Here is a 20131-nt window from a genome sequence, read left to right on the forward strand (position 1 = left end):
CGACGCAGGTCGTGGTAGACAGAAGTTCGGTCACACGATCCCGGTGTCTGACGCTCACTCCCTGCGAGACGATGGTGGGGCTAGACGTGATCAAAATCGTTCGGCGCCGCGGTTGGGTGGATTACCGCTGAATCGGCCACTTGAACGGATTTTTTAACGATTGTTCACACAATCACACGCGTTCTGAGCACGTCATTCCGATTTGGGAAACAAACGATTTTTTAGCCGGCTTTTCGCAGCCGCGCCGGATTACTCGATCCAGGGGTTGGGCTTACCCTGCACCTCGGCGATCAGGCGGTTGCGTCGACGCTCTTCGCCGTCGACCGGGTCGGCACGGTGCCAGTTCATCAGCAGCGCGCGCTGGCGATCGAACAGCTTCAGCTCGTAGCGATCCGCCATGTACAGCATGGCGCGCGCAATGTTGCCGCGCGACGCAGGGCGCGGCTCGACCACCCGCGACCGATGGTCGATCTCCAGGTCGCAACCGCGCTCGACGTGGCGCTCGCCCCTGATCTCACGAAACGGATACGAACCGCGTTCGGCATTGAGGTCTTTCCGGGCCGGATACATGTTGTGCATATCCGACTCGATCTGATTGAAACGCGGACTGTTTCGGCGACAGCTCTGGCGATCTCCGCAGCGCAGCGAGCGGGTCACCCAGCTCATCGGAAACACGTGTTCGATGTTATAGCTGCGGTCATGGGCGCGGAACCGGGCGCCGCAGTACAATCCCTCACCGCCATCCGCGTACAGAGTGCGCCAGAACACCGGAATCGTGTCCAGGTAGTTCGCCGATTGAGCACAGGCGGACATCGGCAGCAACATCAACACAAACATGACACGTTTCACGTCGGCTCCTTTCCAGTCGTCACGGAGTTCGGGATAATCCCCCCACCGAGAGCAAATGAAAAGAGAGCACCCCACCAATGGATGAACCTCAGGTGCAGTCCGAGATCGCCGACCTGCCGCCGCAGCGCCGCTCCGGGCCATGGAAACTGATCCTTCTTGTGGCCGTGCTTACCGCTGTCGGCGTGTGGTTGGTACCCAACAACACGCCTGAACACGGGCCGATCGTGCAAAAACCGGCCGGCACACCGCCGATCCCGGGCGGCCCGGCAGATGCCGGCGATGCCCCCAGCCTGCTGGCCACACCGGTCGAAAAAGAGGCCGCGCAGGCAGCCCAGGCCGAGAAGGCCGCTGAAGAGGCACTCGCTGCACAACCGGCGGTTGACCCGGCGCCTGCCGTGGATATGACTGAAGACACAGAATCCGCGGTCGCGATGATCAACAATGCTGAGCCGACGGCGGCCGGCGGCGCGCCGATCGCCGAGCCGGTCGACGACCGTCCGGGCGCCAAGGCGCGGGCATTCATCACCAAGTTGCGCGCCGAGGGCGACATGCAGCTCGGCAAGGTGTTCGAAGCCGCCGAATCGGCACGCGCCAACCGCGAGATGGCAGATGCCTACCTGTTGTACTTCTTTGCGGCACGCGAAGGTCATGCGCCTGCGGCGCTCGTCCTTGGCGAGCAGGCAGACCCGGCGACCCGCGACCCGGACACCAGCGTGTTCGACGCCGCCGACCTGACCCAGGCGCACAAGTGGTACCAGCTGGCCGCCGAGAACGGCGACACGGAAGGTAGCAAGAGACTTACGGATCTGCGCACTCGCGTCGAGACACTCGCCGCCGGCGGCGACCCAGAAGCACAGAGAATCACATTGTTATGGCAGTGACCCGAAGAACCCGCACATCCGCCCGGGCAGTACTGACTGCGGTATTGATCCTGGTATGTACGTGGTTCTCAGCGGGCGTTGTCGCTGCCGAGCAACCGCTGCTGATGCCCGGCAAACAATCGCTGTTCCAGCGTGTGCTCGCGGTACCCGGAGCCCGCCTGCACGCCACGCCGGAGAGCCCGGCGGGCGATGGCGTGACACCGTTCACCGCACTGTACGTGTATGCACGTGAGCAGCAGGGCGGCGGCGAATGGCTGCAGGTCGGCATGGACCGACACGGCAGCGTCAGTGGCTGGCTGCCCCAACGCAGCACGATCGAGTGGTCGCAGGGGCTGACGGTGACGTTTCGCGAGGCCATCGACCGCGACCGCGCCTTGCTGTTTCGCGATGCCGCGTCGGTCAGAACCCTGGTCAAAGGCCCCGACCTGAAAAAGTACAACGCCTTGTACAAATCAGCGGAAGCCGGCGAGATGTCCAACGACTCACCGGTAGTGGCCATTCAGCCGCCCGGCAAGCTCGATATCCGTGAAAATTTCTATCTGGTGCCGATCCTGCGCCATGAAGATATGTACCTGGGCAACGAGCAGGCCCGCCTGCTGCAGGTGTCGAGCGTACCCTTGCAGGGCAACGTCGAGGAACCCGAGCCGGCCGAACCCCAGGTGGTCGAGCAGGCCGTTGCCGAAGAACAACCCAAGGTCGTCGACAGTGATTACCGCGCGGGCCTGGTGTTCGCCATCGACTCGACCTTGTCGATGGATCCGTACATCAACCGCACACGCGAAGCCGTCATGAAGATCTACGACGCGCTGGGCGATGCCGGGCTGGTGGGCAACGTCAACTTCGGCCTGGTCGCATTCCGCGATTCAAACGAGGCCGTGCCCGAGCTCGAGTACCTTGCACGCACCTATGTCACCCTCGAGCAGGGTCGCAACCCGGGAACCTTCATCGAGCAGGTCAACGAGTTGTCGGCGGCCAAGGTGTCCAGCCAGGATTTTCAGGAAGATGCCTATGCCGGCATCAAAGAAGCGCTGGACAGAATGAACTGGTCGTCGCAGACGGCCCGCTACCTGGTGCTGGTGACTGATGCGGGGCCTCGCGCCGGCAGCGACCCGCTGTCGAGCACCGGCATGGACGCGGCTGCCCTGCGCCAGCTGGCGCGTGACAAGGGTGTGGCGATCTTCGTGCTGCATCTGCTCACCGAGTCGAGCAATGCCGATCACGCAGCCGCCGCAGACCAGTACAAAGAACTCGCACGCTTTCCCGGCATCGGCAGCCTGTACTACGCGGTACCGACCGGCGACGTCAACGAATTCGGCCACGTGCTCGACACCCTGGCCGGCCAGATCACGATGCAGGTGCAGATGGCCGCCGGTGCGCAGCCACTGCCGCCCAAGCCGGTCGAACCCGAACCCGATGCCAACCCGCAGCTGGCCGAGCTGCAGAGCAAGGTGGCCAAGCTGGGCTATGCGCTGCGCATGCAATACCTGCAGCGCACCGAAGGCGGCAAGATGCCGAACGTGTTCAATGCCTGGTTGCTCGATCGCGACCTGAAGCACCCGGAACAGCGCACGCTCGATGTTCAGGTGCTGCTGACGCGCGATCAGCTGTCGGATATGCACGACGTACTGAAGAGCGTGCTGCAAACCGCCGAAGAAGGCCTGCTGTCACCGCAAAATTTCCTCAACGAACTCAAAAGCCTCGCCGCGACGATCGCGCGCGACCCCGAACAACTCGGCAGCACCACGGCCGTCACCGCCGGTGAAGGCAACAGCCTTGCCGACCTGGGTTTCATGCGCGAGTACATCGAAGACCTGCCGTACACCGGCGAGGTCATGAACCTGTCGCTCGAAGACTGGGAAACCTGGCCGGCACGGCGGCAGATCGATTTTCTGCACCGGCTCGAAGACAAGATCAGTTACTACCGCGCGCTGCACGATCATACGGATCTGTGGGTGAGCCTGGATGGCGGCGCGATCGATGGTGATTCGGTGTTTCCGGTGGCGTTGGAGATGTTGCCGTAGAGCGGACCGCCAGCGCTGTCCGATAGAAACAACCAAAGGAAAAGTTTGAATTTTGATGCGCTGGGCTCAGCGCGCCAGCCCTTCTTTTCTTTGTTCGCCCAAAGAAAAGAAGGCAAAAGAAAAGGCGCCCCACGGCTGGGTCAGCGTTTCACGCTGACTACCCTGTGCTCCTCGGTCCGAAACCGGCGCTGCGGAACTCGCGATTTTCAATCGCTCAGACAGTCCTCGCGCTCGTCGGTTTCTGACCTGCGGTGCTCGGCTGCACCAAGGGGGTAGCGACACGCTCCCGATCCCGTTGACGCCGCCGAGCATCGCAGCGAATTCTGGGAATCAGCGCGTGCATGTCTGACCGACCAGCGGGAGGGAGTTCACGCGCGCCCAGAAGTCGCGAGAAGCGCAGGGAACTCCTTGCGCAAGCAAGGGGCAAGTCTTCGGGTGCCTTTTCTTTTGGGTACTTTTCTTTGGGCAAGCAAAGAAAAGTACCGCGAGTGCGCGCCGCCGCGCGCTATCAAAAAAGCCGTGACGACCTGAAAAACACATGTAGCGAAGCCACATCAAGTAGAAACCAACATAACCGTGGAAAACGTATTTCAATCCCGAAACAAGGCGAAGCCCGCCGTCTACCACCTGCGCGACGTGGTCCGCGACCGTGCCTCCGAAGGCGTGACATTCCGCCTTCGCGTACCGTCTCTGCAGATCCACCAAGGTGAAAAGATCGCGCTGATCGGTGAATCCGGTTGCGGCAAATCCACTCTGCTCGACATGCTCGCGTTCATCTCGCGGCCGAGTGACTTCGCCGCCTTCCGCTTCCGTCCTGAAATCGAAGACGAGGCGATTGACGTCGCCGAATTGTGGAAGAAGAAGAAACAGAACGCGCTGGGCGACCTGCGCAAGGCGCACATTGGCTACGTCATGCAGACCGGCGGCCTGCTGCCCTACCTGAGCGTACGCGAGAACATGTCGCTATCGCGCTCGGTGCTCAGCATGCCGGCCGACGATACGGTCGAGACGCTGGCACGCCACTTGGGCATCGCGCGCCATCTCGACAAGCTGCCCGAAACCCTGTCGGTCGGTGAACGCCAACGGGTGGCGATTGGACGCGCGCTGGCTCACGAACCCTCCATTGTCATTGCCGACGAACCTACCGCGTCGGTCGACCCCTTTGCTGCCGAAAAGATCATGTCGTTGTTTATCGAACTCGCAGAAGAAAGAAACATTACCGTCGTTGTCGCCAGCCACGCATGGCGACACATCAAACGCCTGGGCCTGCGACGCCTGGCGCACCACACCCATCGCTCCAAGGACGGCTCGACCACCGAGACCGTCGTTAACGGCTGATTCCGATGCGTTTGGCTAAAACCCTGCGTCTGGCGACGCGTGATTACGCCCATGAGTGGCAGATGTCCGGCTGTTTCGTGCTCGCGTTGGCCGCGGTGCTCGGTCCGATGCTCGTGTTGTTCGGCCTGAAATTCGGCATCGTCGGCGGGATGCTGGATCAACTGGTGCAGAATCCGGAAAACCGCGAGATCAAACCTGTCAGCAGCAGCCGCTTCAGCGTGGCCTGGTTCGACGAAATGCGACAGCGCGACGACGTCGCCTTCGTGGTACCGCGCACGCGCAGTATCGCTGCCACCGTTGAGCTGAGCAGCGAAAACGCCGGCCGCATCATCCGCACCGAGTTGATCCCGTCCGGAGAAGGCGATCCCTTGCTGCCGATGGGGATGGCGCCACCGAGCGGCATGAACGAACTGATCCTGTCGCAATCGGCGGCGGAGAAGCTGAAGGTGGAAGCAGGCGATAGAGTCAGCGGCAGCGTGGTGCGGCAATTCCGTGGCCGCAAGGAGCGCCAGCATATCGAGCTGACGGTCACGGCCGTTGCGCCACCCATTGCGTTTGCACGCGATGGGGCGTTTGCCGACGTGCGTCTCGTGGAGGCATTCGAAGATTTCCGTGACGGTCGCGCGGTAGAGGAGTTCGGCTGGCAGGGCACCCGCAGCGAGGCGGCCCGCGACTACCCTGGTTTTCGGCTGTACGCCGAATCGATCTACGACGTCGATGCGCTCAAGGCCAATCTGACAGCGTTGGGCGCCGATGTACGCACCAAGGCCGCCGATATCGAGCTGGTGATCCGCATGGACAACAATCTCACGGGCATCTATTGGGCGATCGCCGTGATCGGCCTGGTCGGTTTCTCGCTGTCGCTCGGCGCGAGCCTGTGGGCCAACGTGGACCGCAAGCGAAAAGAGCTGTCGGTGTTGAGACTGGTCGGGTTCCGCACCGGAGACATCGTCTGGTTCCCGGTCACGCAGGCGTTTTACACCGGCCTGCTTGGCTGGGCACTGGCGATCGCCATCTATTTCGCCGCATCCTTCTCGATCAACCAAATGCTGTCGGATCAACTGGCTCAGGGCCAGGAGGTGTGCATCCTGTTGCCGCAACATTTCCTGCTGGCTCTGGTACTTACGACCGGCGCCGCAATGCTGGCGGCAGCCCTGGCGGGCGTTCGTTCGGCGCAGATCGAGCCGGCAGAAGGCCTGCGCGAAATCTGATGCCGTTCACAATCGGCCGTGGGACGTTCAGCCTGGGTTCAGGCTGAACGGCCCAAAGTAGCTCTCAGGATCAGCAAAGATCCCTCTATTGAGAAGAATTAGGAGAGCTGAATATGAAGATGTCGACCCTTTTGCTGACTGGCGTTCTTGCCCTGGGCATCGGCCTTTCTGGTAATGCGATGGCTCATGGCGATCGCGGCTACCGAGATTACGGCCACGGCTGGAAGCACGAATACCGCGACCATCACCGCCACGGCCACCATCGCCGTCACCATCACGAACGTCGCCACTGGCGCCACGAGCGTCACCGTGACTACGGGCGCCGCCACGACCACGACAGCTGGTACGGCCTGCACCTGTTCCTCGGCGGCCATTGATGCCGGGCACCCTCTACAGGCTCCCTCCCGATCAGACGGAGGGGGCCTGTGGTCGGCTCACCGCGTGTTGTTCACCCACCTGCCGGCGCACCAGCTCGATGTGTTGCCGCAGGTGGTATAGCTGGTCGGTGAACGACAGCGGCACCTTGATGTGTTTGACCTCGTGCTCGATCCGATCAAGCTCGCGCATGACCCAATCGACATCACTCCTGTCCGAATCGAGGGCGGCTTCCGCCTGTTCCAACTCGTCATACCATCGATAGACGCGCGCCCGCATCCGCCAGGTGTAGATTGGCGGCATGACCTTGATCAGCGGAAACAGCAGCACCAGTAGCGGCAGCAACATCACCTTGAGCCGGTCGATCAACGAGGCGGCCCAGAACGGCAGATAACGCTGCAGGAAAGGCGGGCCATGCTCGTAGTATCGATCCGCCTCCTTGCCGAGCGGGTATGCCAGCAATTTCGGCATCGGGAAGGTGTCCTGCCCTTCGAACCAGCCACCGCTCTGATGGATGTCGCTGGCCGCCTGCAGCAGCAGGTCGCTGACTGCCGGATGCAGCTCCGGGTGAACCACGAGATTGGCGGTCGCTGCGAGCAGACGTACACGCTGCTCAGGAATGTTGTCAGCCAGATCGACAACACCTTCGGGCAACACGAGGCTGCTGAGGTAGGCATACCGCCGCCGGTAGGCGTCGGCACGTTTGAAATCCGCAACCGCGACATCGGGGTGGTACAGCAGCTTTTCGATCAGCGGGCTTTCCGCCGAGATCACGAAAAACGCCGCATCCACCCGCCCCTCCATCAACGCGAGTGCGGCCTTTTCGCCGCTGTAGCCCAACCAAAGCGATTCATCGCTGACGCCGTTGTCCTGCAAAAGTCGCGTGGCAAGGCTGCGCGTACCCGACCCAACAGCACCCACGGCGACCTTTGAATTGCGCAGATCGCCCAGCCTGTCGACAACGAGCTCGCGCCGATGAAACAACCACAGAGGCTCGTAGTACACGCTGCCGAGCGACAGCAGTTGCGGCGACGTCACGCGTTCGCCTACCCCGCCCTGCACGAAGGCCACCAAAACCTCACCGCGTTTGAGCAAGTCGATGTTCTCGACCGTACCCGCAGTCGGGCGCAGCTCGAGGGTTATACCTTCACGGTCGAGGTACTCGGCATAGCGTTTGGCAAATTGGTGGTAGGCCCCGGCAGGCTCGCCCGTGGCCATAACGACATGCTTCGGCGGCGCAGGCTGAATGAATTGGTACGCTAGAACAAAGGCGGCGATTACCAGTAATGCCGCTGGACCGTAGATTTTCAATTGATGTCTGAACGCATTGCGATCGAGCGACACGTTACTCGCTTCCCCAGTCACATCTACAGCGTAGTCTACTGTCGATCGCCATGAATGGCCGAATCGATTGGCGACGACCCGCAGAACGCATACTCAATCCAGCATCAAAGCCGTCAGCTCATCGAGATGCGAGATCTCGACATCTGCCGGCGTCACATCTTCCGGCCATCGGAGATTATCGCGATTCACCCACACCGTCGGCATGCCGACGTCACGCGCTGCCTGTACATCGCGCAGCGGATCGTCGCCGACATGCACAAAGGCATGCAGCGGCAAGCCCGTGTGCTCGCTGGCCGCCTCGAACATCGCCGGGTGCGGTTTCGCGGCACCGACATCGGCCGCGGTCAGCGAAAGATCGAAGCTCGCGTGCAACGGCGTGTGTTGGATCTGCGAGTTACCGTTGGTGACCGACACAAGGACGTATCGCCCCCTCAGCCTGGCCAGCGCTTCGATCACTTCATCGAACGGTGTGACAAGATTGCGTGCCGCGCGAAACACGTCGCTCGCCTGATCCGCCAGTTGCGCCGGATATCCCTGCTCGACCAACAATTCGAGCAGCGATTGGCGACGAACCTCGGTCAGGTCGTGCGCGATATCGGCGCGTGATTGGCCCAGCGCTAGGCGGTGAGCGCGCAGTTCCTCGATCGCGTACCGCTCGGTCAGCGCCGGCGCATTACCCGCCAGCCAATCGTAGCAACGTTGCTCTGCGGCACGAATGACAGGCGCGCAAGGCCATAAGGTGTCGTCCAGATCGAAGCAGATGGCGCGGACCTGATCGAACATCGTCAGCCGGGTGTCGCATCGATGGTGGGTGTGGCGTCGTGTTTCTTGAACGACTTTTGCGCCAGGTGGCGCAACAGCATCGGCAGCGGCATCCGTACCCAGTGAGAGCGCACGAACAACAACCACGAAGCAAAACCGGTGCGTCGAAGCCCGGGGCGCAGCGGCGCCAGTGTCTGCTTGATCAACAGGCGCATGAGGCCGCGGATCGGCGCGACCGGTGCAAAGCGCTGCACGCCGGCATGGAAATCGTCGGATGTTTCCAAGGCGAGCAGACGCTGCGCCGTATCGACCGCGTAGAACAAGGGCAAACCACACCCCAGTTGCGCGGCGCGCGCCAGCAACGCCGCCTCGAAATCAGGCTGTGCGACACTGAAGTGACTGAGCAGATCGACGAAATCCACCACATCGCGCAGCCCGCCACGCAGCTCATCGTTCATGAACAGATGGACGGCGTTGTGCAGCAGCATATCGGTCGGCGCCAGGACTGACAGACCTGGCGATATCTCGACGGCAGATTCCCACAACTTGTGCGCATCGATCTTGATGGTACTGACCGGCGGGGCAAGGTTGTGATGGATGTCGACTTCGGTCTCGCGCAGGCGGTGGATCAGTGGCGGTACTTCGTGCATCCAGTCGTGATAGTAGTGCTGGTCATAGGTATCGAAGTCGCCGTTCAACTGCCAGCCGCTACGCTTGAGCAGTGCCTCGACATCCTCGATGCGTTCGCGTGGCACCAACAGGTCGACATCGGAGAGATTTCGCCAGGCGGCGGACGGCAGTTCGGCCGCCAAGTAGGCGACGCCTTTCATTGCGATCAGCGGACAATCGATGGAAACAAGGGTGCGTCGCACCTGCTCGAGCTCACGCCGTGCCTGGTTCTGCACATAACGCGTCTGCACCAGGGCGCCGCGCAGCTGATCGACGATGCGGGGCGGCACAGCGTCCAGCAGCCCGGTCTTTTCCAGAAGAAAATAGCAGCGACCCATCAACCGCGCCTGGCGTACTTGCGGCAGGAACAGGTTCCATTGCCCGGCTGTCCACTGCGTCACGCAAGCGGGCTCGCGCAGCATGGCCAACAGGAGATTGCCGGAGACTACCGAACCCATGCCGTTAATCCGCCGCCCCTACCAAACCTTTCAGAACAGGCACTGCGCGGTGCAGATTGCTGTAGGTGAAGCGATAGCAATCGACCTGATCAATCAACGCGCAGACGGCGCGGAACGCGGTCTCACCCAACAGCTTGTAATTGAAGCTGTTGAACGCGAGGTTGCGAAACGCCTCGGCCTTGTCGAGCGGCACCAGGTTCTCAGCCGCGCCTTGTGTGTAGGTGGGAAACACCAGCCAGCGAGGTGACGCCGTTTGCGCCTGCATCGCCAGGCTCGTCTTGTCCGGTTGGAGATGTCGAACACGGCCCTTGCGCGTTTTAGGGTAAGTAGGCCCCAACGGCGCATCGGCGTCGAAATCGAGTATCGCCTCGATCGACGCGTTCTTCAGCGGTATTGCGCGCGGCATCGGGAGCAAGCGCATGATTTCGGGCTGCAGCAACCCGAATTCGTCTGACAACAGCCGCCCGCCGCGCAACGAGAGCGCAGCAGACAACGTACTCTTTCCAGACCCCGGATTGCCGGGAAGGATCAACGCCTCGTCACCAAAAGCGATCGTTCCCGCGTGCAGCATCAGGTACCGGTGGGCGCTGGTGGCGACACACCAGTTGAGGCCCCATTCGTACATCGGAAATGCATGATCGAGCGGCTGCGGCTCGAAGGGGCGCATACCGTCGATCTCGAAGACCGCCTGTGGGCGCAACCAACGACGCAGCGATTGCGGCTGCCGGATCACGACCTCATAGTCGTAGATCTGCTCCGCGCCCGACTGAATCACCGGACCATAAAACGCGCTGACTGTGTCGATAAACACCGGATCAGTGGCGTGCAGCCCCACCCGAAAGGGACCTGCATCGAGCGTTATGGGGCCGTTGCCTGAGGAAAAACTTGCAGTCACTGCTGCATCTTATGCCATTTCTGCGCGACCGATTTCGATCAACTCGGCCTCGGCCAGGAATTTCAGCGTGGCAATGATCTGGTCAGTTTGCTGCGGCGCAATCTCACCGGCCTCTTCGCCGAGGATTGTCGCCAGCAGTTCGGCTGCCGTACGCGGCTGCGCATCGACCTGCTGAAGCAGCATGGCGGGTAGTTCGTTGAGAAGGTGGGTTTCGCCCGAAACCGGGTCGAAGACAGCGACAAACTGATCGGAGTCTGACCAGACCAACGGCTGGTCACTTTCCCGCCACCAAACCGCCTCAGCGAGCCCGGCAGCGGGAAACCCGCTGAGCGTCATCCGCGAGACAGCGTGTAGTTCGGCGGAACCGCTCCGGCGATTGAGGTCAGACAGGTGCCGGTGATGCCTTGATATCCAGTCTGGATACGAGCCTCCGGCACGGTGCCGTCGATGACGAAATCGGTGTTGTCGTCGATCGGGTGTCCGACAACGGCGAACAGGCCTTCCTGGCGCGGAATATCCTCGACGCAGGCCTTGCCTTCACCGTCTTGCAGAATCATCAGGGTGGTGTCGGTCGGATTGAACGTGACGAAAGGCGTCGCGTCATTGCCGGTAAAATCGAGATAACCGCTGTCCGCCTGGACGATGACCTTGTGCAATGAGGGACAGGCCGTGTTCGGCACTTTGGTGCCGGTCGACGTATCCCAGTAGTAGCGACGCTCATAGGCGTAGCAGATCTCGCCCTCAGGGCAGGGATCATTGAGGTGCGGCCAATTGGACTGGTGCCAATTAGAAATGTTCTCCCCCGTGTCGAGGCACTGAAATGCACTCTGGTTGGCCAGTGCCGAACCGGGACGCAGGGTCATTACGACCGGAACCGTCGACAGCGCCTTGAACAGGCGGCGACGTTTATTCGAAATCTTTTCGTTGTGAGCTGCCATTGCCACAAAATCTCCTGACTATGCAAGCTTCCTAAGCAGGTTTCGTGCCGAAACCACTATCCCGTTGTTTTCAAAGGATCAAAAAATCGGCCGGCGTCGCTCCACGCCGAGTCTGTCAATTTTCCTGACACCCCGGGTCTGACCCGCTTCGAAGACTGCGTCCTTATCTGACTTGACGGCAAGTCTACACGCGGATCAGGTGGGACATAAACCTCATTGACGTAACAGTACGATGACCGGCTTACGACATGCGAGACAGCACCCGCATTTCGACGAAATCAGCCAACGCCCGCATGGACGGCCTGCGGGCGCCCACGTCAACGATGTATTGCAGGGTGCGTGGGATATCGGCGAGGTAGCCGGGCTTTCCGTCACGGTGATTGAGCCGCGCGAAAATGCCCGAAGCCTTCAGGTGGCGCTGCACACCCATCAGGTCGAACCACGCCAAGAACGTATCGTCGCCTACATCGATCAGGCCCTCGGAGCGCAGGTCCTGGGCGAACTCTGAGGCCCACCGATCAACCTGCTCGCCCGGCCACCGCACGTAACAGTCACGCAGCAGGGAGACGAGATCGTAGGTCGGCGCGCCGGCAACTGCATCCTGAAAATCGATCACACCCGGATTATGCCGGTCCACGACCATCAGGTTGCGCGAGTGGTAATCACGATGGACGAATACCCGGGGTTGCTCCAGCGCACTTTCGGCCAGCACATCGAATGCCGAAGTGAGCATCTTCTGCTCACGCGAATCCAGTTCCAGTTCGAGGTGTGTCGCCAACAACCAGTCCGGGAATAACGCCATCTCACGGCGCAACAGCGTTTCATCATAGACCGGCAGCCCGTCGCTCGAAGCCTTTGCTTGCAACTGCAGAAGCGCCTGCAGCGCATCGGCGTAAAGCTTTTCGACGCTGTTTGCCGTCAAGACATCCAGATAGGCCGTCGAACCGAGATCCTCGAGCAGCAGGAAGCCTTGATTCAGGTCCTGCTCGAGCACGCGCGGCACATGCACGCCGGCCGATTGCATGATCGCTGCGACTTTGACGAAAGGCGCGCAGTCCTCCTTGTCCGGCGGGGCGTCCATCGCGATCCAGGTCGAACCGTCGGTTTTGGTCACACGGAAGTAACGGCGGAAACTCGCATCCGATGAGGCAGGTGCGATCGATTCGTAGGTAAGGCAGCAGGATTGCCGCAGCCACTGTTCCAGCAGTTGCAAACGCTCGGGCATTTAAGTCCTCAAATTGGGAATAGGCACCACCTTTCAGCGGGCCTGCGGGAATTGAAGAAAACCTTATTCTATGAGATTTTACCGCCCCTCAATGCACCGCCCACCGGCTTCCAACGATTCGTCGGCGGTTCAACCCCGGGTTTGGACCCACCAGGAAACACAAAGAACAGCCACGTGTCAGGCACCAACCGGATTATCTGCCTCCAGCCGCTGAGCGCCGCCATACGCCGCGCCCTACCAACGGTATCGCTAGGCATCGCAAGCATACTCGTCACGTCGATGCCCGCCTTGGCGGAAGATGCCAACTGGGATTGCCGCATGGCGCCCGACGGCAGTGGCTGGCAGTGCAGTAAGGACGGACAGCCGGTTGACGATACGCCGCCGCCCGGCACCCCGGAAGACAGCGACGCGGTGGTCACGCCGCTGGCAGAGCCGGCGCAGCCGCAGGCCGCACCGGTCGCACCGACGACGCAGCAACCTTCGATGACTGCGCCGCAAGACGCAGTCGAACCGGTAGAAGATAGTCAGCCGGTAGCACCTGCCCAGCCCGCAGTCGACGAACCCGTCTTGCCAGAGCCAGAGCCAGAGCCAGAGCCAGAGCCAGAGCCAGAGCCAGAGCCAGAGCCAGAGCCAGAGCCAACAACATTATCGCAGCCGGCCGCTGCCACACCGCGTCAACCGGCGGCTACGCGTGCTTTCGATACCGGAGAGATGCCGGATCTGCTGGCCACACCGCCGGCGCCTGCGGAGCCGACACCAGTAGCGGCACCCGCCGAAGACGCGCTGCAGCCGGCGGCGGATACTCCCGAGGCTTCATCTGTCGGTCTGGCTCCCGCAGCTGCAGACGCCCTCGACGAAGGCATCGACTGGGGCATGTGCCCGACCAGCAATGTGCAGGCCGGCCCGCCCTCGTTACCGCCCCCCGCCGGTTCAGACTTCTCACAGCCGATCGACGTGACCGCCGATGGTGCGGTCGCCGAGCTAACACCGGAAAAGGCACAATTCAGCGGCAATGTCGTGCTCGTTCAGGGCGGGCTGCGCATGCAGGCGGACCGCGTGATCGTCGATCGCGCCAGCGGCAATGTCGATGCCGACGGCAACATCGTGATCACTCGACCGGACGTGCGCGTAGCCGGCCAATCGGCGAGCTACCAACTGGCCACCGGCGAAGGGCGTATCGATCAGGCGCGTTACCGTGTGCCCGCCATCCACGCGCGCGGCGATGCCGATCAGGCCGAATTCCTGGCCGACGGCAAAAGCCGCTACAAGAACATCACCTACAGCACCTGCCGACCCGGCAGCGACGACTGGGTGCTGAAAGCCAGCGAGCTTGAACTGGACCGCGAGGAAGGCTTCGGTACAGCCCGCCACGCGACGCTGCGTTTTCAGGGCGCACCGATCCTTTACGCACCGGTGTTCACCTTCCCGATCGACGACCGCCGCCGCTCCGGCGTGTTGATTCCGACGATAGGCCAGAGCAGCAACACCGGTTTCGACCTGACGGTGCCCTACTACCTCAACCTCGCCGAGAACTACGACCTGACGCTGACCCCGCGCCTGATGACCAAGCGCGGACTGATGCTCGGCGGAGAGTTCCGATTCCTGACCGAAAGTACGCAGGGCACGCTGGCCGCCGACTACCTGCCGAGCGATAGCGAGTACGACGGGGAAAACAATGATCGCGGAAGCGTCGCGCTGCGCACGCATACCAGCTTCACAGATCGCCTAAAGGGCAACATCGACTTCAACTATGTGTCGGACGATGACTATTTTCAGGATCTCGGCGGCAGCTTGGCGGTGACGAGTACCGCACACGTCCAACGGACTGCAGCCATCAGATACCTGGGCGACACCTGGGATTTCCTTGGTCGCGTGCAGAAGTACCAGACTATCGACGAAGACATTCTCGACGAGGACAAGCCCTACAGTCGCCTGCCGCAGTTGTTGTTCGATCTCGAACATCCCGACGGCCTGGCCGGCACCACGTACCACCTCGACGCCGAGTACGTGAACTTCGACCGCAGCAACTCGGTGCGTGGCCACCGGATCGACCTGTTCCCAGCGATCAGCCTGCCGCTGCGCGAAACCTGGGGCTACGTTGAACCCAAGGTGGGCGCACGCTACGTTGCCTACGACCTCACCGATCAGGTCGCCGGATTCGATGACACCCCTTCGCACGTCACCGGCATGCTCAGCGTCGACAGCGGCCTGTACTTCGACCGCAGCACCTCGTACTTCGGCAATGCCGTGACGCAGACGCTCGAACCGCGGATGTATTACCTGTACGTGCCGCACACGGATCAGGACGATCAACCGATCTTCGACACCAGTTACCTCGACTTTCGCTTCGACAACCTGTTTCGCGACAACCGCTTCAATGGTCCGGATCGTTTCGGCGATGCCAACCAGGTCACGCTGGCGCTGACCAGCCGCTTCCTGTCGGAAGAAACCGGGGCGGAACTCCTGCGAGCCAGCATCGGTCAGATCCTGTACTTCGAGGACCGCGAGGTAAATCTGCTTCCGGACAGCGATATCGACGACAGCACCTCGGCGCTGGTCGGCGAAGTGGCGGCCCGGTTGGGTGGCGGATGGCAGACACGCGCCGGCCTGCAATGGGACCCACAAGACGGCAACGGCGGCAACATCGACCAGGCACTGGCGCAGATCAGCTACCGCGACAGCCAGCGACGCATCTTCAACGCCGCCTACCGGCTGCGTGACGAGATCACCGAGCAGACCGATCTGGCGTTCATCTGGCCGATCAGCGATCAGGTCAACCTGATTGGCCGGCATAACTACTCGTTGCAAGAGAGCCGCCTGCTCGAAGCGCTGGTCGGGGTCGAGTATGGCCAGTGCTGCTGGCGCATCCGGGGACTGGTGAGACAATACACCGACAGCTCGGGCGACGATCACAACCTGGCGTTCATGCTGCAGCTCGAACTCAGCGGTCTGGGCAGGCTGGGCAACGACATTGATTCAACTTTGGAAGACGGTATCTACGGCTACCGAACGGATGACGACGATTATGACGAAGGCCTTTAAAGCCTTATTGGCCGCAGCCGGCTTGAGCCTGCTGTTGGCGCAAACGACGCCGGCTGCCGAACAGCCCCTATTGATCGACCGCATTCTCGCCGTGGTCGGCGACGACGTGGTGATGCTCAGCGAGTTGCGCATCGAAGCGACCAAGATGAAACAGCGGCTCGAAGCCAAAAACGTTTCGCCGATGCCATCCAATTCGGCAATCCAGAAGAAGGCCTTCGACACCCTGGTGATGAACAAGCTGCAACTGGCCGAAGCGAACCGCCTCGGTATCGAGGCCGACGAAGAGACCATCACGCGCGCCATCAACGCAATCGCCTCCAACAACCAACTGACGGTCCCCGAACTGCAGCAGGCATTGGAGTCGGAAGGCATCAACTTCAATGCGTTCCGCGACTCGATGCGTGACGAAATCATCGTGCGCAGCCTGCGTAATCGCGAGGTCACCAACCGTATCCAGGTCACCAAGTCGGAAATCGACAGCTACCTTGAACGCAGTGGCGGTGCCGATGGCCGCACCGCGGTACACCTCTACTACATCCTGGTCGAAACACCCGATGGCGCCTCGCCGCAGCAACGCGAGGAGGCGCGCAAGGTCGCCCTGGCAGCTGTCGAACGCATCAAGGGCGGCGAAGACTTCCGCAAGGTGGCACAAGATATTTCGAGCGGACAGAACGCCTTGCAGGGCGGCGACCTCGGTTGGATCGAGGTCAACAGCATCCCGCCGCTGTTCCAACCGTACGTCGCGAAGATGCAGAAAGGCGATATTGAAGGGCCGGTCGCAGCTGGTCGTGGCTTCCATATCCTGCAATTGCAGGATGTGCGCACCGGCGGCGCCAAGATCGTACCGCAGACACATGCTCGGCATATCCTGATTCGCACCAACGAGGTGACATCAGACGAAGAGGCGCAACGCCGGCTATCGCAACTGCGCAACCGTATTCTGAACGGTGATGATTTCGACGCCTTGGCGCGTTCGCATTCCGATGACAAGGCCTCGGCGATCAAAGGCGGCGACCTGGGCTGGTCGACACCCGGCAACCTGGTACCCGCCTTCGAAGAGCAGATGGACCTGCTGGCAAGCAACGAAGTCAGCCAACCCTTCAAAACGGAATTCGGCTGGCACATCGTGCAGGTACTGGGCCGCCGCCAGTACGACGCCACCGACGAAACCCGCCGCGATCAGGCACGCAAAGCGGTGCGCGACGAAAAAGCCAAGGAAGCACTGGAAAACTATCTGCGTCGGCTGCGCGACGAGGCCTATATCGAGCTTCGGCTCGACGACCTGAACGGCTGATGTCCGGCAATCTACTGGCGATCACTGCCGGCGAACCGGCCGGCATTGGTCCCGATCTATGCGTGCAGATCGCCCAGCAGGCGTGGCCCGCACCGCTGGTGGTCATCGGTGATCCCGATCTGCTGCTCGAACGGGCCAAGCTGCTCGATCTGCCACTGCGCCTCACCCCGATCGGTGACGAAGCCGTACCCGGGCCGACCATGCCGGGGCAGCTGTACATTGACGAGGTGCGCACCAAATCGCCGGCGCAATGCGGCCGGTTGGATCCACAGAACGCCGAATACGTGCTGGAGACCCTGCGTCGTGCAGCAGACGGATGCCTTTGCGGCCGCTATGCCGCCATGGTCACGGCGCCCGTCCACAAGGGCGTTATCAACGACGCCGGCGTCCCGTTCAGTGGGCACACCGAATTTCTCGCCGAGCGCACCGGCGGCCACCCGGTCATGATGTTGGCCTGTCCCGGTCTGCGAGTTGCGCTGGCCACCACCCACCTGCCGCTGCGCGCTGTGGCCGATGCGATCACTGCCGAAACGCTCGAACAAGTGCTGGAGATACTCGACCGCGACCTACGTCGGCGTTTCGGTGTCGACCAGCCGCGCATCCTTGTGTGCGGCCTAAACCCGCATGCCGGCGAAGGTGGTCATCTGGGGCGGGAAGAACTGGACGTCATCATCCCGGTTCTCGAGCAGATGCGTGCCAACGGCCTGAATCTGGTCGGGCCATTGCCCGCAGACACACTGTTTACCGAATCAAAGCTTGAAACCGCCGACGCGGTATTGGCCATGTACCACGACCAGGGATTGCCGGTACTCAAGCACAAGGGTTTCGGCCGCGCCGTCAACATCACGCTTGGGCTGCCTATCATCCGCACGTCGGTGGATCACGGTACCGCACTGGAGCTTGCCGGCAGCGGACGCTGCGACAGTGGCAGCCTGGCCGCGGCGATCAATTCCGCGATCGAGATGCTGCAGCGCTCGCCTACGGCGTTAGAATCTTTGCCTTGACCTGCAACGCCACGTCGAGCGCACGCAAGCCGACACTCCCCCCAACCAATGGGGCCTCACCGATTTTCACGCAACGCACAAAGGCATCGATCTCGGCATCAAGCGGCTTCACCGGTTCGATCGAGACACGCTCGGTCACGATTTCCGGCCACTCGGCACCCTCTTTCTGTTCTGGATAGGCCAGATCCAACGTCTGTTCGATGAAATCCAGCGACTGGTAGCGGTGCGGTTCAAAGACCCGTACGCGACGCATTTTCTCGCGCGAGACCCGGCTGGCAATAACGTTGGCCACCGCACCGTTGGCGAATTCGATGCGCGCGTTGGCGATATCCAGATGCTCGGTCAGCACCGGCGTGCCGGCGGCAGAGATATGCACAATGTCGGAATCGATCAGCGACAGCACGATGTCGATGTCATGGATCATCAGGTCGGAGATCACATCGACGTCGGTGGCGCGCGCAACGAACGGACTCATGCGGTGCGCCTCGATGAAGCGCGGCTTTTTGATGCTTTTCGCCAACGCCATGACGCCGGCGTTGAAACGTTCCAGGTGGCCAATCTGCAGCACAACCCCGGCCTGCTCGGCAGCGGCGACAATCGCCGCGCCTTCTTCGACGGTCGCAGCGATGGGTTTTTCCAACAGCACATGCACGCCCTGCTCGAGAAACAGGCGCGCGACCGACAGGTGAAGCGTGGTGGGCACCACGATGCTGACGGCATCGACCTTGCCGAGCAGTTGCGCCGCGTCGGTGAACGCATCGCATCCGGCTTCTTCGGCGACGGCGTTCGCCGTGTCGCCGTCGACATCCACGACGCCGACCAGGTCGACTTCAGCTTGTTTGGAATAGATCAGGGCATGGAACCGGCCGAGATAGCCGACTCCTATAACCCCCACACGCAGACGTTCCGACAATCGACTGTCCTCAGGCAGCTAGGTGCCGCCGAGCCTAACACAGCCGTCTAATGCCGCCCATCATCTCGGGTGCAGGGATAGGGACACACCATTTCCGCGGCGAACCACGACGATTCCGCACCGGAAGTCGAGGCCTGCGCCTGGATGCCGATGGTTACCGTCAACGCCAGCATCACAGCCAGCACCAATAGCCCGAACGGATCGGCTCTTCCGGAGCAACGTGTCAGTAATTTGCGCATCGCAATACTTCCGTCAACTCTCTGGGGCGTGATCTTCGCGAATGCCGCGAGGCAATAATGCGTTGCAGATCACACCGAAAACATCAGCCGAAGCAAAAGTGTCATATGACCCGATCGGGTAGATCGATAGGCTGCACATACGCTTGGTTTCTGCCCTGTTCACTTTTGTTCTTCGACCGCCCCAGCGGCTTTGAGCACGTCGGCGACTTCTGTATGACCGCCTAGTGTAGCGCGTGCCAGCGCTGATTTGCCCGCCGCATCTTTCAAATTCACATCCGCACCCGCCACCAGCAGGATATCGACGACGTCCTTGTGGCCGAACGCACTCGCCGCCATCAACGCGGTTGTACCGGTGCTGTCGGCCGCATTCACGTCGGCACCGGCCGCCAGCAACACCATCGTCGTGCGCCGGTTGCCGTTGAACCCCGCCAGCACCAACACCGGACGACCTGTGCCATTCTTCGTGTTGGCATCGACGCCCTGGACCAACAGATCGCGAACCATCGCCGATTTGCCGGCCGCCGACGCTGCCACCAGGCGCGCCTCGGCATCCGCTGACATGGCCGGAAAGGCCAGACACAACCCCAACAACATCCCAAAAATACTGCGCACGGCCCTCGGTCCTCAGCAGACGGCTATCCCAACATTGCGGCAGATGCCACATTCTTCCTGA

At 61.5% G+C, this 20131-nt stretch carries 19 protein-coding genes; 7 read left to right on the top strand and 12 right to left on the bottom strand.

Annotated features, from left to right (window positions below; genetic code table 11):
* Positions 1 to 249: 249 nt before the first annotated feature.
* Positions 250 to 849, bottom strand: coding sequence for an endonuclease (locus B1781_RS21135; RefSeq protein WP_164513496.1), 600 nt, complete (start codon positions 847 to 849; stop codon positions 250 to 252).
* A 77-nt stretch (positions 850 to 926) separates the two neighbouring features.
* Between B1781_RS21135 and B1781_RS21140 the strand changes: the two genes are divergently transcribed.
* The 4 genes from B1781_RS21140 (at position 927) to B1781_RS21155 (ending at position 6300) form a co-directional block, all read left to right on the top strand.
* Complete coding sequence (locus B1781_RS21140; RefSeq protein WP_125932211.1) at positions 927 to 1730, top strand: SEL1-like repeat protein; 804 nt, start codon at positions 927 to 929, stop codon at positions 1728 to 1730.
* The gene (locus B1781_RS21145; protein ID WP_078121563.1) at positions 1721 to 3751 is read left to right on the top strand and encodes a vWA domain-containing protein; all 2031 of its coding nucleotides are present in this window, start codon (positions 1721 to 1723) and stop codon (positions 3749 to 3751) included. Before B1781_RS21140 ends, B1781_RS21145 begins: the two co-directional genes overlap by 10 nt.
* A 576-nt stretch (positions 3752 to 4327) precedes the next feature.
* Complete coding sequence (locus B1781_RS21150; protein WP_334223813.1) at positions 4328 to 5089, top strand: ABC transporter ATP-binding protein; 762 nt, start codon at positions 4328 to 4330, stop codon at positions 5087 to 5089.
* 5 nt (positions 5090 to 5094) lie between these two features.
* Entirely contained in the window at positions 5095 to 6300 is a 1206-nt protein-coding gene (locus tag B1781_RS21155; protein ID WP_078121566.1) for an ABC transporter permease, read from the top strand.
* 98 nt (positions 6301 to 6398) lie between these two features.
* Here B1781_RS21155 and B1781_RS23290 read toward each other — a convergent pair whose 3' ends face one another.
* The 8 genes from B1781_RS23290 to B1781_RS21195 form a co-directional block, all read right to left on the bottom strand.
* Entirely contained in the window at positions 6399 to 6674 is a 276-nt protein-coding gene (locus tag B1781_RS23290; RefSeq protein WP_078121569.1) for a hypothetical protein, read from the bottom strand.
* Positions 6675 to 6708: 34 nt separating this feature from the next.
* Entirely contained in the window at positions 6709 to 7893 is a 1185-nt protein-coding gene (locus tag B1781_RS21165) for a TAXI family TRAP transporter solute-binding subunit (RefSeq protein ID WP_078121571.1), read from the bottom strand.
* 219 nt (positions 7894 to 8112) lie between these two features.
* Entirely contained in the window at positions 8113 to 8802 is a 690-nt protein-coding gene (locus B1781_RS21170; protein ID WP_078121574.1) for an HAD family hydrolase, read from the bottom strand.
* A gap of 2 nt (positions 8803 to 8804) precedes the next feature.
* Positions 8805 to 9908: a nucleotidyltransferase domain-containing protein gene (locus tag B1781_RS21175; protein WP_078121576.1), complete on the bottom strand. Its 1104-nt coding sequence runs from the start codon at positions 9906 to 9908 to the stop codon at positions 8805 to 8807.
* Positions 9909 to 9912: 4 nt separating this feature from the next.
* Positions 9913 to 10803 carry an HprK-related kinase A gene (locus B1781_RS21180; protein WP_078121579.1) on the bottom strand — a complete coding sequence of 297 codons (891 nt, stop codon included), beginning with the start codon at positions 10801 to 10803 and terminating at the stop codon, positions 9913 to 9915.
* Positions 10804 to 10812: 9 nt separating this feature from the next.
* The gene (locus B1781_RS21185; protein WP_078121581.1) at positions 10813 to 11139 is read right to left on the bottom strand and encodes an HPr-rel-A system PqqD family peptide chaperone; all 327 of its coding nucleotides are present in this window, start codon (positions 11137 to 11139) and stop codon (positions 10813 to 10815) included.
* On the bottom strand, positions 11136 to 11741 hold the full coding sequence (locus tag B1781_RS21190) for a hypothetical protein (RefSeq protein ID WP_078121583.1): 606 nt from the start codon (positions 11739 to 11741) through the stop codon (positions 11136 to 11138). Before B1781_RS21190 ends, B1781_RS21185 begins: the two co-directional genes overlap by 4 nt.
* A 241-nt stretch (positions 11742 to 11982) precedes the next feature.
* Positions 11983 to 12966, bottom strand: coding sequence for an aminoglycoside phosphotransferase family protein (locus B1781_RS21195; protein WP_078121586.1), 984 nt, complete (start codon positions 12964 to 12966; stop codon positions 11983 to 11985).
* A gap of 279 nt (positions 12967 to 13245) precedes the next feature.
* Here B1781_RS21195 and lptD point away from each other — a divergent pair, with 279 nt between their 5' ends.
* The 3 genes from lptD to pdxA are packed head-to-tail and all read left to right on the top strand — an operon-like array spanning position 13246 to position 18306.
* Positions 13246 to 16008: an LPS-assembly protein LptD gene (gene lptD, locus B1781_RS21205; RefSeq protein WP_164513497.1), complete on the top strand. Its 2763-nt coding sequence runs from the start codon at positions 13246 to 13248 to the stop codon at positions 16006 to 16008.
* The gene (locus B1781_RS21210) at positions 15992 to 17302 is read left to right on the top strand and encodes a peptidylprolyl isomerase (RefSeq protein WP_164513498.1); all 1311 of its coding nucleotides are present in this window, start codon (positions 15992 to 15994) and stop codon (positions 17300 to 17302) included. Before lptD ends, B1781_RS21210 begins: the two co-directional genes overlap by 17 nt.
* Positions 17302 to 18306: a 4-hydroxythreonine-4-phosphate dehydrogenase PdxA gene (gene pdxA, locus B1781_RS21215; RefSeq protein WP_078121593.1), complete on the top strand. Its 1005-nt coding sequence runs from the start codon at positions 17302 to 17304 to the stop codon at positions 18304 to 18306. The genes B1781_RS21210 and pdxA overlap by 1 nt, the downstream gene beginning before the upstream one ends.
* On the opposite strand, the gene B1781_RS21220 is transcribed toward pdxA, so the two are convergent.
* The 3 genes from B1781_RS21220 to B1781_RS21225 all read right to left on the bottom strand — a co-directional run bounded on the left by B1781_RS21220 (position 18281) and on the right by B1781_RS21225 (position 20070).
* On the bottom strand, positions 18281 to 19219 hold the full coding sequence (locus B1781_RS21220) for a Gfo/Idh/MocA family protein (RefSeq protein ID WP_078121595.1): 939 nt from the start codon (positions 19217 to 19219) through the stop codon (positions 18281 to 18283). The genes pdxA and B1781_RS21220 overlap by 26 nt on opposite strands.
* A 47-nt stretch (positions 19220 to 19266) precedes the next feature.
* Complete coding sequence (locus B1781_RS23035; RefSeq protein ID WP_125932214.1) at positions 19267 to 19458, bottom strand: hypothetical protein; 192 nt, start codon at positions 19456 to 19458, stop codon at positions 19267 to 19269.
* A gap of 159 nt (positions 19459 to 19617) precedes the next feature.
* Positions 19618 to 20070: an ankyrin repeat domain-containing protein gene (locus B1781_RS21225; RefSeq protein WP_334223814.1), complete on the bottom strand. Its 453-nt coding sequence runs from the start codon at positions 20068 to 20070 to the stop codon at positions 19618 to 19620.
* Between the last annotated feature and the right edge of the window lie 61 nt (positions 20071 to 20131).

This window comes from Thiosocius teredinicola (assembly GCF_002009425.1).
In the GTDB taxonomy this organism is placed as follows: Bacteria; Pseudomonadota; Gammaproteobacteria; order Chromatiales; family Chromatiaceae; genus Thiosocius; species Thiosocius teredinicola.

Bases quoted from the DNA above. Each gene is read 5' to 3' on its own strand.
- B1781_RS21140 (WP_125932211.1), top strand. From the start codon at position 927: ATGGATGAACCTCAGGTGCAGTCCGAGATCGCCGACCTGCCGCCGCAG.
- B1781_RS21145 (WP_078121563.1), top strand. From the start codon at position 1,721: ATGGCAGTGACCCGAAGAACCCGCACATCCGCCCGGGCAGTACTGACT.
- B1781_RS21155 (WP_078121566.1), top strand. From the start codon at position 5,095: ATGCGTTTGGCTAAAACCCTGCGTCTGGCGACGCGTGATTACGCCCAT.
- B1781_RS23290 (WP_078121569.1), bottom strand. From the start codon at position 6,674: ATGGCCGCCGAGGAACAGGTGCAGGCCGTACCAGCTGTCGTGGTCGTG.
- B1781_RS21165 (WP_078121571.1), bottom strand. From the start codon at position 7,893: ATGGCCACGGGCGAGCCTGCCGGGGCCTACCACCAATTTGCCAAACGC.
- B1781_RS21170 (WP_078121574.1), bottom strand. From the start codon at position 8,802: ATGTTCGATCAGGTCCGCGCCATCTGCTTCGATCTGGACGACACCTTA.
- B1781_RS21175 (WP_078121576.1), bottom strand. From the start codon at position 9,908: ATGGGTTCGGTAGTCTCCGGCAATCTCCTGTTGGCCATGCTGCGCGAG.
- B1781_RS21185 (WP_078121581.1), bottom strand. From the start codon at position 11,139: ATGACGCTCAGCGGGTTTCCCGCTGCCGGGCTCGCTGAGGCGGTTTGG.
- B1781_RS21190 (WP_078121583.1), bottom strand. From the start codon at position 11,741: ATGGCAGCTCACAACGAAAAGATTTCGAATAAACGTCGCCGCCTGTTC.
- B1781_RS21195 (WP_078121586.1), bottom strand. From the start codon at position 12,966: ATGCCCGAGCGTTTGCAACTGCTGGAACAGTGGCTGCGGCAATCCTGC.
- lptD (WP_164513497.1), top strand. From the start codon at position 13,246: ATGCCCGCCTTGGCGGAAGATGCCAACTGGGATTGCCGCATGGCGCCC.
- B1781_RS21210 (WP_164513498.1), top strand. From the start codon at position 15,992: ATGACGAAGGCCTTTAAAGCCTTATTGGCCGCAGCCGGCTTGAGCCTG.
- pdxA (WP_078121593.1), top strand. From the start codon at position 17,302: ATGTCCGGCAATCTACTGGCGATCACTGCCGGCGAACCGGCCGGCATT.
- B1781_RS23035 (WP_125932214.1), bottom strand. From the start codon at position 19,458: ATGCGCAAATTACTGACACGTTGCTCCGGAAGAGCCGATCCGTTCGGG.